The organism is Phenylobacterium sp. (assembly GCF_036563385.1).
In the GTDB taxonomy this organism is placed as follows: domain Bacteria; phylum Pseudomonadota; class Alphaproteobacteria; order Caulobacterales; family Caulobacteraceae; genus Phenylobacterium.
The window spans coordinates 1-13,856 of sequence record NZ_DATCML010000019.1 but is presented as its reverse complement, the minus strand read 5'-3'; the positions used below and the strand labels follow the sequence as shown (position 1 = coordinate 13,856).

Annotated in this window: 12 protein-coding genes; 9 read left to right on the top strand and 3 right to left on the bottom strand. The window is 71.0% G+C overall.

Annotated elements, in window-relative coordinates; genetic code table 11:
• Position 1: 1 nt before the first annotated feature.
• The 8 genes from VIL67_RS19230 (at position 2) to VIL67_RS19195 (ending at position 9,806) form a co-directional block, all read left to right on the top strand.
• Positions 2-1,009 carry an NAD(P)H-dependent flavin oxidoreductase gene (locus tag VIL67_RS19230; RefSeq protein ID WP_332050540.1) on the top strand — a complete coding sequence of 336 codons (1,008 nt, stop codon included), beginning with the start codon at positions 2-4 and terminating at the stop codon, positions 1,007-1,009.
• A gap of 109 nt (positions 1,010-1,118) precedes the next feature.
• Entirely contained in the window at positions 1,119-2,681 is a 1,563-nt protein-coding gene (locus VIL67_RS19225) for a porin (RefSeq protein WP_332050539.1), read from the top strand.
• A gap of 25 nt (positions 2,682-2,706) precedes the next feature.
• A complete protein-coding gene (locus VIL67_RS19220; protein WP_332050538.1) occupies positions 2,707-3,750 on the top strand; it encodes a sulfate ABC transporter substrate-binding protein in 1,044 nt (347 codons plus the stop codon).
• Positions 3,751-3,872: 122 nt separating this feature from the next.
• Positions 3,873-4,913, top strand: a complete 1,041-nt coding sequence (locus VIL67_RS19215; RefSeq protein WP_332050537.1) for a sulfate ABC transporter substrate-binding protein — start codon at positions 3,873-3,875, stop codon at positions 4,911-4,913.
• Between the two features lie 2 nt (positions 4,914-4,915).
• Positions 4,916-5,806 carry a sulfate ABC transporter permease subunit CysT gene (gene cysT / locus VIL67_RS19210; protein WP_332050536.1) on the top strand — a complete coding sequence of 297 codons (891 nt, stop codon included), beginning with the start codon at positions 4,916-4,918 and terminating at the stop codon, positions 5,804-5,806.
• Between the two features lie 56 nt (positions 5,807-5,862).
• On the top strand, positions 5,863-6,660 hold the full coding sequence (gene cysW, locus VIL67_RS19205) for a sulfate ABC transporter permease subunit CysW (protein WP_332050615.1): 798 nt from the start codon (positions 5,863-5,865) through the stop codon (positions 6,658-6,660).
• The gene (locus VIL67_RS19200) at positions 6,632-7,705 is read left to right on the top strand and encodes a sulfate/molybdate ABC transporter ATP-binding protein (RefSeq protein WP_332050535.1); all 1,074 of its coding nucleotides are present in this window, start codon (positions 6,632-6,634) and stop codon (positions 7,703-7,705) included. The genes cysW and VIL67_RS19200 overlap by 29 nt, the downstream gene beginning before the upstream one ends.
• A 145-nt stretch (positions 7,706-7,850) precedes the next feature.
• Entirely contained in the window at positions 7,851-9,806 is a 1,956-nt protein-coding gene (locus tag VIL67_RS19195; RefSeq protein ID WP_332050534.1) for a PAS domain-containing protein, read from the top strand.
• Between the two features lie 21 nt (positions 9,807-9,827).
• Here VIL67_RS19195 and VIL67_RS19190 read toward each other — a convergent pair whose 3' ends face one another.
• On the bottom strand, positions 9,828-10,358 hold the full coding sequence (locus VIL67_RS19190; RefSeq protein ID WP_332050533.1) for a hypothetical protein: 531 nt from the start codon (positions 10,356-10,358) through the stop codon (positions 9,828-9,830).
• A gap of 141 nt (positions 10,359-10,499) precedes the next feature.
• On the opposite strand from VIL67_RS19190, the gene VIL67_RS19185 reads away from it, so the two are divergent.
• Positions 10,500-10,979, top strand: a complete 480-nt coding sequence (locus VIL67_RS19185) for a hypothetical protein (RefSeq protein ID WP_332050532.1) — start codon at positions 10,500-10,502, stop codon at positions 10,977-10,979.
• Between the two features lie 40 nt (positions 10,980-11,019).
• On the opposite strand, the gene VIL67_RS19180 is transcribed toward VIL67_RS19185, so the two are convergent.
• Both VIL67_RS19180 and VIL67_RS19175 read right to left on the bottom strand, forming a co-directional pair.
• On the bottom strand, positions 11,020-12,648 hold the full coding sequence (locus tag VIL67_RS19180; RefSeq protein ID WP_332050531.1) for an ABC-F family ATP-binding cassette domain-containing protein: 1,629 nt from the start codon (positions 12,646-12,648) through the stop codon (positions 11,020-11,022).
• A 514-nt stretch (positions 12,649-13,162) separates the two neighbouring features.
• Positions 13,163-13,856 (bottom strand): Calx-beta domain-containing protein (locus VIL67_RS19175; RefSeq protein ID WP_332050530.1); only part of this gene is annotated, 694 nt, incomplete at its 5' end.

Sequence of the window (13,856 nt, the reverse complement as noted above, 5' to 3'; positions counted from 1 at the left end):
CATGGCCCTGCCGCCCGTGCTCCGTGACCGCCTGCGCCTGCCGGTGATCGGCTCGCCCCTGTTCATCATCTCGGGGCCCGAGCTGGTGATCGCCCAGTGCAAGGCGGGCGTGGTGGGCAGCTTCCCGGCGCTGAACGCCCGGCCGGCCTCGCTGCTCGACGAGTGGCTGCACCGGATCACCGAGGAGCTGGCCGCCTGGGACCGCGACCACCCGGACACCCCGTCCGCCCCCTTCGCCGTGAACCACATCGTCCACAAGACCAACGACCGGCTCGAGCACGACCTGGAGATGTCGAGCAAGTGGAAGGCGCCGATCGTCATCACCTCTCTGGGCGCGCGCGAGGACCTCAACGCGGCGGTCCACGCCTACGGCGGGGTGGTGCTGCACGACGTGATCAACAACCGCTTCGCCCAGAAGGCGGTGGAGAAGGGCGCCGATGGCCTGATCACCGTCGCCGCGGGCGCGGGCGGCCACGCCGGCCAGCTGTCGCCCTTCGCCCTGGTGCAGGAGATCCGCGAGTGGTTCGACGGCCCGATCGCGCTCTCGGGCTCGATCGCCAACGGCCACGCCATCCTGGGCGCCCAGGCCATGGGCGCGGACCTGGCCTACATCGGCTCGGCCTTCATCGCCACGCAGGAAGCCAACGCCGACGCCGCCTACAAGGACATGATCGTCGCCTCGTCGGGCGACGACATCGTCTATTCCAACCTGTTCACCGGCGTGCACGGCAACTACCTGAAGCCGTCGATCATCGCCGCGGGCCTCGATCCCAACGACCTGCCGCAGTCCGACCCCTCGCGGATGAACTTCGGCTCGGGCGGCAACCAGAAGGCCAAGGCCTGGCGCGACATCTGGGGCTGCGGCCAGGGGATCGGCGCCGTGAAGGACATCCCCACCGCCGGCGAGCTCGTGGCCCGCCTCTCGGCCGAGTACGAGCGGGCCAAGGCAGAGCTCGCCGCCAAGACCTCGCTCACCGCCGGCCGCGCCCTGCTGGCCGCCGCGGAATAGCGGGCCGAGGCGACGCTTTCAGAAAAACTCGTCGCCTCAGCAGAGTAATCCCACTTAGCCGATAGGAATAAGTGGGGTATGTTGCTCCTCATAAGACTGAGGGGCGAACATGACCAACCGACCGATCCGCACGGCCTTCCTGGCCCTCCTGTTGGCGGGGGCTGCGCCGGCGGCCCTGGCCCAGGCCCAGTCCACCGCGCCCGTGGTGGGCGGCGGCATCAGCCAGGAGCAGGCGCTCGCGCTGTCGGCCCGGCTCGACGCCCTCGAGCAGCAGAACCGCGAGCTGCAGGACCAGATCGCCGACCTGAAGGCCCAGACCACCGCGGGTGATCAGGCCATCCGCGAGCAGGTGGAGGCGACCACCGTTTCGCTCGCCAACGGCCGCCCGACCTTTGCGTCCGGCGACGGCCAGTTCACCGCCTCGCTGCGCGGCGTCTTCCAGCTCGACGCCGCCCATTATGACCAGGACCGCGCGGGCCCGCTGGCCAGCGACTTCCGACGCGGCTCGCTTGGTGACGCCACCGAGTCCGACCGCGCCCGCGACCTCGGCGACGGCGCGAACTTCCGCCGCGCCCGCATCGGCATCGAGGGCAGGGCCTTCGGCGACTGGAACTACAACTTCCTCTACGACTTCGGCGGCTCGGGGAACGAGGAGGCCGGCCGGATCTCCGCCGCCTGGCTGGAATACGCCGCCTTCCCGAAGGCCCGGCTGCGGATCGGCGCCTTCTCCCCGCCCTCGGGCATCGAGGAGGCCACCTCCACCAACGGCTCCCTGTTCGTCGAGCGCGCCTCGCCGTCCGAGCTGGTGCGCAGCATCGCCTCCGGCGACGGGCGCACCGCCATCGGCCTGTTCGGCAACGGCGACCGCTGGAACTACTCGGCGGCGTTCAGCGGCAACATCGTGGGCACGCAGACCTTCGACGAGCAGCTCGCCTTTGTGGGCCGCGTCGCCTACGTGCCGATGCGCGGGCCCGACTACCTCGTCCACCTGGGCGCCAACACCGAGATCGTCATCAACCCGGCCAAGTCGGGCCCGGAGGTCGCCGCCGGCGTGGCCAGCCCGCTGCGCCTGCGCGACCGGCCCGAGATCCGCGTCGACGGGACCCGCCTGGTGGACACTGGCAACATCGACGCCGACGGCCTCACCGCCTGGGGGCTCGAGTTCGCCGCCCAGCGCAAGAACCTGCACGTCCAGGCGGAATACTACGGCATCGAGATCGACCGCCGCGCCAGCGCCCTGGCCGATCCCAGCTTCGACGGCTGGTACGTGCAGGGCGCCTGGACGATCACCGGGCAGCCGCGCCGCTACAGCATCGCCACGGCCACCTTCGACAGTCCGCGCGGCGACCCGTTCAGCCTGAAGAAGCGGACATGGGGCGTCTGGGAGCTGGCGGCCCGCTACTCAGACCTCGACCTGAACTACCTGGCCGGCTCCGGCGGCGCGCAGGTCGCCTCGGCGGTGCGCGGCGGGGAACAGAAGATCATCACCCTTGGCCTCAACTGGTACCCGAACCAGGTCGTCCGCTTCCAGGCCGCCTGGCAGCACGTGGACGTGGACCGCCTGTCGCCGGGCGGCACGGCCTTCGGAGCCGGGGCGCTCACCCCGCCCGCGGGGGCCCAGATCGGCCAGGAGTTCGACATCTGGTCGCTCCGCACCCAGTACGCCTTCTAACCCACTGCTCCCGAAGGGAATTCCGATGAGCTTCTCTGAAGTCTCCCGCCGCGGCCTGCTGGCCGCCGGGGCCGGCGCGGCCGCCACCCTGGCGCTCGGCGGCCAGGCCCAGGCCCAGGCCCAGGCCGCCGGCAAGCCGATCAAGCTGCTGAACGTCAGCTACGACCCGACCCGCGAGCTCTACAAGGAGATCAACGCCGAGTTCGCCAAGTACTGGAAGGGCCGCACCGGCCAGAGCCTCGACATCCAGCAGAGCCACGGCGGCTCCGGCCGTCAGGCGCGCTCGGTGATCGACGGCCTGCAGGCCGACGTGGTGACGCTCGCGCTCGCCGCCGACATCGACGAGATCGCCGCCCGCGCCAAGCTGTTGCCGGCCAACTGGCAGAGCCGGCTACCGAACAACTCGACCCCTTACACCTCCACGATCGTGTTCGTGACCCGCAAGGGCAATCCGTGGAAGATCCGCGACTGGAACGACCTGGTGAAGCCGGGCGTCCAGGTGATCACGCCCAATCCAAAGACGTCGGGCGGCGCGCGCTGGAACTACCTGGCCGCCTGGGCCTGGGCGCTACGGCAGCCCGGCGGCTCGCCGGCCACCGCCCAGGCCTTCCTTCAGAAGCTCTACAAGCAGGTTCCGGTGCTGGACACCGGCGCCCGCGGCTCGACGACCACCTTCGCCCAACGCCGCCTAGGGGACGTGTTGCTGGCCTGGGAGAACGAGGCCTATCTGACGATCGAGGAGTTCGGGCCCAACTTCGAGATCGTCTATCCGTCGGTCTCGATCCTGGCCGAGCCGCCGGTGGCGGTGGTCGACCGCAACGTCGATCGCCACAAGACCCGCGTCCAGGCCGAGGGCTACCTCAACTTCCTCTACAGCCCGCTCGCCCAGGACCTAATCGGCAAGCACCACTTCCGGCCCCGCAACGCCCAGGCGCTGGCCAAGTACCGGTCGAAGTTCCGCCAGATCCCGCTGGTGACCATCGACGACACCTTCGGCGGCTGGAAGAAGGCCCAGGCCACCCATTTCAACGACGGCGGCGTGTTCGACCGGATCTACAAGCCGGCGTGATCGCCACGGGAAAAAAGACGGGGGCGTTAGCCGGGGGTTAGAAAATCTCGGCCGGCTTTCACGCTTATTCCGAGTGCGCGGCTTGGAATTGAGGTAGAACGGCCGCTGAGGACATCGAGCCCATGGCGAGCCCCCGCATGACCCTGCTTTCCCGACGCACCCTGCTGGCCGCCGGCGTCGCCGGCCTCGCCGCCGCCTGTTCGTCCGGCGGGGACGACGGTCAGGGCGGCGGCGCGATCCGCCTGCTCAACGTCAGCTACGATCCGACCCGCGAGCTCTACAAGGAGATCAACGCCGCCTTCGCCGCCGACTGGGCGGGCAAGCACGGCGGTCAGAAGATCGAGATGGAGCAGAGCCACGGCGGCTCGGGCAAGCAGGCGCGCGCGGTGATCGACGGCCTCCAGGCCGACGTGGTCACCCTGGCGCTGGGCGCGGACATCGACGAGATCGCCAACCGGGCCAAGCTCCTGCCGGCGAACTGGCAGTCGCGCCTGCCGAACAACTCGGCGCCCTATACCTCGACCATCGTCTTCCTGGTCCGGAAGGGCAATCCCAAGGCCCTGCGCGACTGGCCGGACCTGATCAAGCCGGGCGTTCAGGTGATCGCCTCCAACCCCAAGACCTCCGGCGGCGCGCGCTGGGCCTACCTGGCGGCCTACGCCTTCGGCCTGAAAGCTGGCGGGGACGCGGCCGCCCGCGACTACGTGGCCCGGCTCTACCGTAACGTCCCCGTGCTCGACACCGGCGCCCGCGGCTCCACCACCACCTTTGCGCAGCGGGGCATCGGCGACGTCCTGCTGTCGTGGGAGAACGAGGCCTTCCTGACCCTGGACGAGTTTGGCCCGAACTTCGACATCGTCTATCCGTCCCTGTCGATCCTCGCCGAGCCCCCGGTCGCCCTGCTGGATACGAACGTCGACCGCCGCGGCACGCGCGCCGCCGCCCAGGCCTATCTGGAGTTCCTCTACAGCCCGGCGGTCCAGGACATCGTCGGCAAGCACCACTTTCGGCCGCGTGACGCCGCCGCGCTCGCCCGGCACGGCGCGAGCTTCAAGCAGATCCCGCTGGTGACCGTCGCCGACCCGTTCGGCGGCTGGGCGAAGGCCCAGCAGACGCACTTCGCCGAGGGCGGGGTGTTCGACCAGATCTACAAGCCGGCCTGAACATGGAGGCTCGCTTTTACGCCGCCCCGGTGATCCGACCGCCGTCGCCCGTGCCCGCGCGGCGGCAGGGCTTCGTGCAACCCTCGATCCTGCCGGGCTTCGGCCTCTCCTTCGGCTTCGTGGTCGTCTACCTCAGCCTGGTCGTCCTAATCCCGCTGGCGGCCCTTGCGCTCCGCCCCTGGGAACTCGGGCTGGACGGCGTGGTGCGCACGCTCACCGATCCGCGGGTGGCCGCGGCCCTGAAGCTCAGCTTCGGCCTCTCGGCCGCCGCGGCCCTGGTCAACGCCCCGCTCGGCCTGCTGATCGCCTGGACGCTGACCCGCTACGAGTTCCCGGGCCGCCGCCTGATCGACGCCCTGGTCGACCTGCCGTTCGCCCTGCCCACGGCGGTGGCCGGCATCGCGCTCACGACCCTCTACGCGCCGTCGGGCCTGCTCGGCTCGCAGTTCGAGAAGATCGGGCTGAAGACCGCCTATTCGCCGCTCGGCATCTTCATCGCCCTGGTGTTCATCGGCCTGCCGTTCGTCGTCCGCTCGCTGCAGCCGGTGCTGCAGGATCTCGACCGCGAGGTGGAGGAGGCGGCCCGCACCCTGGGCGCCACCGACCTGCAGCGGGTCGTCCGGGTGGTCCTGCCCACCCTCCTGCCGGCCCTGATCAGCGGGGTCACCCTGGCCTTCGCCCGGGCCGTGGGCGAGTACGGCTCGGTGATCTTCATCGCCGGCAACATGCCGATGAAGACCGAGATCGCGCCGCTGCTGATCGTCATCAAGCTCGAGCAGTACGACTATGCGGGGGCTGCGGCGATCGGCCTGGCCATGGTGGTGATCTCGTTCGGCGCCCTGATCGTCATCAACGCCACCCAGATCTTCCTCGCCGGACGGGGTCGCCGATGAGCAGCCAGACCGCCTCGCCCGCCTTTCGGGTCCACCTGCCGGGCCTTGCGCCCCTCATGGTGCTGCTCTCCGCGGCCGCCATGGGCGCCCTCGTGGTGCTGCCGCTGGGGATCGTCTTCAAGGAGGCCCTGGCGCAGGGTTGGGACGCCTTCCGCGAGGCGCTCAAGGAGCCCGACGCGGTGGCCGCCATCCGGCTGACCCTGATCGTGGCGGCGATCTCCGTGCCCCTGAACGCCGTCTTCGGGGTGGCGGCGGCCTGGTGCATCGCCAGGTTCGAGTTCCGCGGCAAGAGCGTGCTGCTCACCCTGATCGACCTGCCGTTCTCGGTCTCGCCCGTGGTCTCGGGCTTGGTCTGGGTGCTGCTGTTCGGGGCCCAGGGCTTCTTCGGCGACTGGCTGATCGAGCACGACCTGAAGATCATCTTCGCCCTGCCGGGCCTGGTGCTGGCCACCATCCTGGTGACCTTCCCCTTCGTGGCCCGCGAGCTGATCCCGCTGATGCAGGACCAGTCGGCCGACGAGGAGGTCGCCGCGCTGACGCTCGGCGCCTCGGGCTTCACCACCTTCTGGAAGGTCACCCTGCCCAACATCCGCTGGGCCCTGCTCTACGGGGTCCTGCTCTGCAATGCGCGCGCGATGGGGGAATTCGGCGCCGTCTCGGTGGTGTCAGGCCACATCCGGGGCGCCACCAACACCCTGCCGCTCCACGTCGAGGTGCTCTACAATGACTACGAAAGCGTCGGCGCCTTTGCGGCCGCGTCCATCCTCGCAGGCCTCGGCCTCGTCACCCTCATCCTCAAGACCGCTCTCGAATGGCGTCATTCCGGTGAACTTTCAGCCAGCCGCCGACACTAGTCAGACGTCGCTGGAGATCCGCGGGATCTCCAAGTCGTTCGGCCGCTTCCCGGCGCTGAACAACGTTTCCCTGCAGGCGAGGGACAAGGAGTTCCTGGCGCTGCTCGGGCCGTCCGGCTCGGGCAAGACCACCTTGCTGCGCGTGCTGGCCGGCCTCGAGCTTCCCGACGCGGGCGAGGTGCGCTTCGCGGGCGAGGACTTCCTCGCCCTGCCGGTCCGCAAGCGCCGCGTGGGCATGGTCTTCCAGCACTACGCCCTGTTCCGCCACATGACGGTGGCCCAGAACATCGCCTTCGGCCTGACGGTCCGGCCGCGCGCCGAGCGCCCGTCCAAGGCCCAGGTGGCCGAGCGCGTGCGCGAGCTCTTGTCCCTCGTCCAGCTGGAGGGGCTGGAGAAGCGCTTCCCCACCCAGCTCTCCGGCGGCCAGCGCCAGCGCGTGGCGCTCGCCCGGGCCCTGGCCATCGAGCCCCGCATGCTGCTGCTGGACGAGCCGTTCGGCGCCCTGGACGCCCAGGTCCGCCGCGAGCTGCGCCGCTGGCTTCGCGAGCTGCACGAGCGCACCGGCGTCACCACCGTCTTCGTCACCCACGACCAGGAGGAGGCCCTCGACCTTGCCGACCGCGTGGCCATCCTGAAGGACGGCGAGCTCGTCCAGCTGGGCACGCCCAACGAGGTTTACGAGGATCCGGCTACCCCCTTCGTCTACGACTTCCTGGGCGCCGCCTGCCGCCTGCCGGGCGAGATCCGGGGCGGCCGCATGACCGTCGCCGACTGGGAGACCGCCGCGCCCGCCGGCGCGCCGCAGGGCCCCGTCGAGGTCTTCTTCCGCCCGGACGAGGTGGCCTTCGCGCCCGCGGGCGGCCAGGGCCTGGCCGCGGACGTCCGCGCCGTCGCCCAGCGCGGCCCGGACGTGCGCATCGAATGCGTCATCGCCGGCCAGGTCTTCGAGCTGGAAGCCCATGGCCCGACCCTGCCGCAGGGCGTCACCCCCGGTCTGCCGGTCCGCATCGAGCCCATGCGCCCGCGGGTCTACCCCACCGCCTGAGGGTAAGCGCTGGCGGCCACAACCGGCCGTTCGCCTTGCAATACCGCGTTATCAGGCGTTTAGCTTTCGCACTCTGCCGAAGAACACGTCATGGTGGCTGCTCGGGAGAACGAGGGCCGAAGCGACTGTGGACGACCCCGCCGATTTGAGCGCTGATGCCTCGGCCTTCTCCGCCGCGGCCAGCTGCTCTCCCGCGTGGGACGAGCAGGAGCGGGCGGCGGCGCTTGGGCGGTACGCCATCCTGGACACGCCCACCGAGGCGCAGTTCGACGACATCGCCAGCCTCGCCGCCGACGGCCTGTCTGCGCCCATCGCGGTGGTCAACTTCGTCGCCACGGAAAGGCAGTGGTTCAAGGCCGAGATCGGCATCGGCCAGCGCGAGCTGCCGATCGACGTCTCCATCTGCCGGCACGCCATCCTGCAGCCCGACCTCTTCGTGGTCCCGGACCTGCGCGCCGACAGCCGCTTCCGGCAGAACCCGCTCATCCACGTGCAGGATGGCCTGCGGTTCTATGCCGGCGCCCCCTTGCTCACTCCCGAGGGCCTGCCGATCGGCACCGTCTGCGTCCTCGACCGCACGCCTCGGCCGGAGGGGCTGAGCGCGGCCGAGGCGCGCATCCTGCGGGTCCTGGCCCGCCACGTCATGGCGGAGCTCGAGCTGCGCCGGGCGCTCGCCGAGCGCGAGGCCCAGCTGGCGCGCCAGCGCGAGGCCACTGAGGCCGCGACGCGGGCCTCGGCCCTGCTTCAGGCGATCGGCGAGGCCTCGCCGATCCCGACCTACGCCAAGGATCGCCAGGGGCGGACCATCTACGCCAACGCCGCCCTGCTCCGGGAGCTGGGCAAGCCCCTGGAGGCGGTGCTCGGGCGCACCAACCGGGAGCTCGCGCCCGCCGACGCGGCCACCTACGACGACAACGACGCCCGGGTGCTGGAGACCGGCGAGGCCCTGGCCGCGGAAGAGACCTTCACCGATGGCCAAGGCCGCCGCACCGTCTGGCGGACCACCAAGGCGCCGCTCAAGAACGCCGACGGCGAGGTGATCGGTCTCGCCGGCGTGTCCGTCGACCTCACCACCGAACGCAACCAGCTGGCCCAGCTGGAAGAGGCGAGGCAGTTGCTCGCCGGCATCCTGCAGGCTTCGCCGGACCCGATCTTCGCCAAGGATGCGGATGGGGCCTACCTGTTCGCCAATCGCGCCACCGCGGCCGCCTTCGGCGATCCGGAGCGCGATCTCGTCGGCGTGAGGGCGGCGGAGCTGTTCTCGCCGGAGGCCTTCGCCGCCGTGCAGGCGCACGACGCCCGGGTTCTCGCCGGCGAGACCATCGTCGGCGAGGAAGCGCCGAGCTCGCGAGATGGCGTCGAGCGCGCCTACATGGTGAAGAAGGTGCCGCTGCGCACCGCCGAAGGCGAGGTCCGCGGCGTCGTCGCCGTGGCCCGCGACATCAGCGCCCTGAAGGCCAGCGAGCGCCGCCAGGAGCTGCTCCTCGACGAGCTGAACCACCGGGTGAAGAACACCCTGGCGCTGGTCCAGAACGTCGCCCGCCAGAGCCTGAAATCCGTGCCCGCCGACATCCGCGCCGGCTTCGAGTCCCGGATCATCGCCCTGGCCAACGCGCACGAGGTGCTGACCCGCCACAGCTGGGAGGCCGCCTTCGTGGAAGAGCTGGTGGCCGCCGCGATCGAGCCCTTCCTGGACAATCGCGACCGGCTCCGGGCCTCGGGTCCCAGCATGCGCCTCTCGGCCCGCAGCGCGGTGGCCGTCACCCTCGTTCTGCATGAGCTGGCGACCAACGCGAGCAAGTACGGCGCCCTGTCGGCCGACGGCCGGGTGGACGTGTCCTGGTGGATGGCGCGCAGCGGCGACGGCGCGATCATGAAGCTGCTGTGGGTGGAGAGCGGCGGCCCGCCGGTCAAGCCGCCCACCACCAGCGGGTTCGGATCGCGGCTGATCGCGGGCATCGCGCGCGAGAGCGGCGGCGAGGCTCGGCTGGAATACCGTCCCACCGGCGTTTTCTGCGAGATCATCGTGCCGCTGCCCTACGGTCGGCCGGAGCAGGCCCACGCCGTCGCCGACCTGACGGCGGGAGCTGCGCTCAACTGACGGCCTGCCCGCGGCGGCGGCTCACCTCAACTTGTAGGTCACCGCCAGGTTGAAGGCCGTGCTGCCGTTCTCGGGGGCCGGCGGGATGATGGTGAGCAGCAGGCCCAGGCGGCTGAGCGGGCGCGCGTCCGGCTCGGCCGCGGTCAGCCTGACATTGAAGGCCCCGATCAGCGGATCGGCCGAGTTGAAGCGGCGGTACCCGCCGTTGAGGTCGACGCCGACCATCCCGCCGAGGCGCAGCCGCGCGTCGCCCACCCGCGCGCTCAGGGGCTGCCACGCGACCCCCGCCAGCACCGTGTTGCGGCCATAGCTGTTGCGGAAGCCGCCGCCGACCAGCGACCACCGCTCGTTCAGAGCCACGTCGGCCAGCAGCCCCCAGTTCTCGTTGTTGAAGTCGCGATTGTTCGGCGTGTGGCGCGTGGCGACGGGGACCGCCAGCGTCACCCGAGACCAGACGCTGGGTGGCTCAGGTGGGACGCCGCCCTGGGCGGCTGCTGCGCCGCCCGTGAATGAGGCGCAGACCGCCAGGCCGGCCGCCAGGAATGCTCGCATCGTCGGCTCCCTTCGCGTCCCCCTAAACGCGGCTCCGGCGGCAAGGCTCAGGCGGGCGGGCGAATCCGTTGGCCCCGTTGCCCGCCCGCGCACGCTTGCCTACAAGCGCCTGCGCCACCTTCCCGGTCACGGAGGTCCACGATGGCCCTCGCGCGCGTCCGTCACGCTTGTTTTGCCCTGCTGTTCGCCTGGCCGGCGGCGCCGGTGAGCGCTGGGGCCGAGACCTTCCTGGTGATCGACCAGGACGATCGGCGGGCCCACGTGGCCAGCCTGTCGATCAGATCGGCTCCCGACGGCGCGCGGGTCCTCGACCTGTGGGGCGCGGCGGCCCAGCCGGGCGGCGACCCGCCGGCCACCTACCTGAAGTTCAGCTACGGCTTCGACTGCAAGGGCGCGCGCGTGCGGGCAGAGGAGGTCGTGGCCTACGACGCCGCCTTCCGGCCCGTGTTCCGCAATCCCAGCCGCTCGCCCTGGCGGGCCCTGCCGGGCGACCGCCAGATGCCCTTGCTGTTCAAGCTCGCGTGCGCGCCCCCGGGCGACGCACCGGCCGCCGCCGTCTCCGCCCCTTCGGCGCAGGCCATGTTGGTCGAGGTCCGCCGGCGCCGCGGCTGGTCCCCCTGACCGTCGCCGCGCGCGACCCTCGCGCGCCGAAGCCCGCCGCCTAGCCGCCCGGGTGCAGCCCCGGCGCTTCCTGGCCCGTGCGGGCGACATATTCCGTATAGCCGCCGCCGTACTGGTGGACCCCCTCGGGCGTCAGCTCCAGCACCCGGTTCGACAGCGCCGCTAGGAAATGGCGGTCGTGGCTGACGAACAGCATGGTGCCTTCGAAGTTCGCCAGGGCCTGGACCAGCATCTCCTTGGTGGCCATGTCCAGGTGGTTGGTCGGCTCGTCGAGCACCAGCAGGTTCGGCGGATCGAACAGCATCTTGGCCATGACCAGCCGCGCCTTCTCGCCCCCGGAGAGCACCCGGCACGGCTTTTCCACGTCGTCGCCGGAGAAGCCGAAGCACCCCGCCAGGGTGCGCAGCGCGCCCTGGCCGGCGTGCGGGAACGCGCCGTCCAGGGACTCGAAGATCGTCTCCTCGCCGTCCAGCAGGTCCATGGAGTGCTGGGCGAAGTAGCCCATCCGGACGCTGGCCCCGATGCTGACCACGCCCTCGTCGGGCTCGGTCGCGCCGGCCACCAGTTTCAGCAGCGTCGACTTGCCCGCCCCGTTGGCGCCCAGCACGCACCAGCGCTCCTTCCGGCGCACCAGGAAGTCGAGGCCCTCATAGATCGGCTGGGCGCCATAGCCCTTGTGGACGTTGCGCAGGCTGATCACGTCGTCGCCCGAGCGGGGCGGGCTCTTGAACTCGAACTGCACCGACTGGCGCCGCCGCGGCGCCTCCACCCGCTCGATCTTGTCCAGCTTCTTCACCCGGCTCTGCACCTGGGCCGCGTGGCTGGCGCGGGCCTTGAACCGCTCGATGAACTTGATCTCCTTGGCCAGCATGGCCTGCTGGCGCTCGTACTGCGCCTGGCGCTGCTGTTCGCTCAGCGCCCGCTGCTGGTCGTAGAAGTCGAGGTCGCCCGAGTAGGTGATCAGCGACCCGGCGTCGATCTCCACCACCTTGCCGATGATCCGGTTCATGAAGGCCCGGTCGTGCGAGGTCATCAGCAGGGCGCCGTCGTAGTTCTTGAGGAAGGCCTCCAGCCAGATCAGGCTTTCCAGGTCCAGGTGGTTGCTGGGCTCGTCCAGCAGCATGGCGTCCGGGCGCATCAGGAGGATGCGGGCCAGGGCCACGCGCATCTTCCAGCCGCCGGACAGCAGGCCGACGTCGCCGTCCATCCGCTCCTGGCTGAAGCTCAGGCCGGCCAGCACCTCGCGGGCGCGGGCCTCCAGGGCATAGCCGTCCAGCTCCTCGAACCGCTCCTGCACCTCGCCGTAGCGTTCGATGATGGCGTCCAGCTGCTCGGCCTGGTCAGGATCGACCATGGCGGCTTCCAGCCTGGCCATCTCGGCGGCGAGCGCGCTCACCGGGCCCACGCCGTCCATCACCGCGGCCACCGCGCTCTGGCCGGACATCTCGCCCACGTCCTGGCTGAAGTAGCCGATGGTCATGCCGGGATCGATGGTCACCAGCCCGTCGTCGGGCTGCTCCTGGCCGGTGATCATCCGGAACAGCGTTGTCTTGCCCGCCCCGTTGGGGCCCACCAGCCCCACCTTCTCGCCCTTCAGCACCCCCATCGAGGCCTCGATGAACAGGATCTGGTGGCCGTTCTGCTTGGAGATGTTGTCGAGGCGGATCATGGGCCGGTCCGCTATCCCGGCGGCGGGCGGAACGCCAGCCTCATCCCCTGGGGCGTTTGGTCCTAGCGCCGCGGCTCTACCTCCCCGCGAAGCGGCGGGCCGTGGAGGGGGCAAGCCTCAGGCGCAGGCGCTCGTCCCGGCGGGGCAAGCGCAGCGCGTGGGGCTCGCCCCCTCCACCCTTCGCTCTTCGCTATGCTCGGCGAACGGTCCCCCTCCCGCCGTTGCTGCCGCAACGGGGAGGCGGGGAAAATCCCCGCGCCGCCGCTTTCCCCTACCTCCCCCGCGAAGCGGCGGGAGGGGGACCGCCCGCCGACGTCCGCGCCAGCGGGCGGAAGAGCGGGTGGTGGAGGGGGCAAGCCACAGGCGCAGGCGCTCATCCCCGCGGGGGCAGGCGCAGCGTGTGGGGCTCGCCCCCTCCACCCCCGGCTCTCCGGCCTGCGGCCTCGGCCGGCGGTCCCCCTCCCGCCGTCGCTGTCCCAACGGGGGAGGTAGGGCGCTCCGCCGCCGACGCCGCCTACTGCACGATCCAGTCGCTCGACGTCAGCTGGCCAGGCGTCACGCCGACGAGGTTCGTCACCGTGATTGGCCACTGGCCGCTGGCGTTTGGGCCGTCCATGTCGACGATCACCTGGGTGCCGCCGCCGCCGGGTTGCAGCGTCATCCAGCCGTCGCGGATCGGGTCCGTGCCGGTGTAGCCGGCCTGGTCGAAGATCCCGCGCAGGTCGATCTTGTCCGTCCCCGGGGTGAAGTCGGTGATCTTGCCGGCGTTCCAGACCGGGTTGGCGAACACGAACCGGTCCGCGCCGCCGTTCCCGGTCAGCTGGTCGGGGCCCTGGCCGGCGTTCAGGGTGTCAGCCCCGGCGCCGCCGGTGAGCGTGTCGCCCCACTTGGACGAGGTCAGCACCTGGCCTCCGGTGGGCGGCGGGGTGCTGCCGTCGTCGTTGGTGATCGTGCCGGAGGCGGTCGCCGTGCCCAGGGTCGCCCCGGTGGGGCTGGCAAGCGTCAGGGTGAAGCCCTCGGTGTTCTCCGCCACGGTGTCGCCGGCCACATTGACCGTGATCGTCTTGGTGGTCTCGCCGGCCGCGAAGGTCACCGTGCCCGAGGGCAGGGTTCCACCCGCGAAGTCGGCGGCCGAGGCCGGGTTGGTCCCCGAGCCGCTGACGCTCCAGTTCACCGTCGAGCTGCCGGTGGTGGGGCCGCTGCGGGTC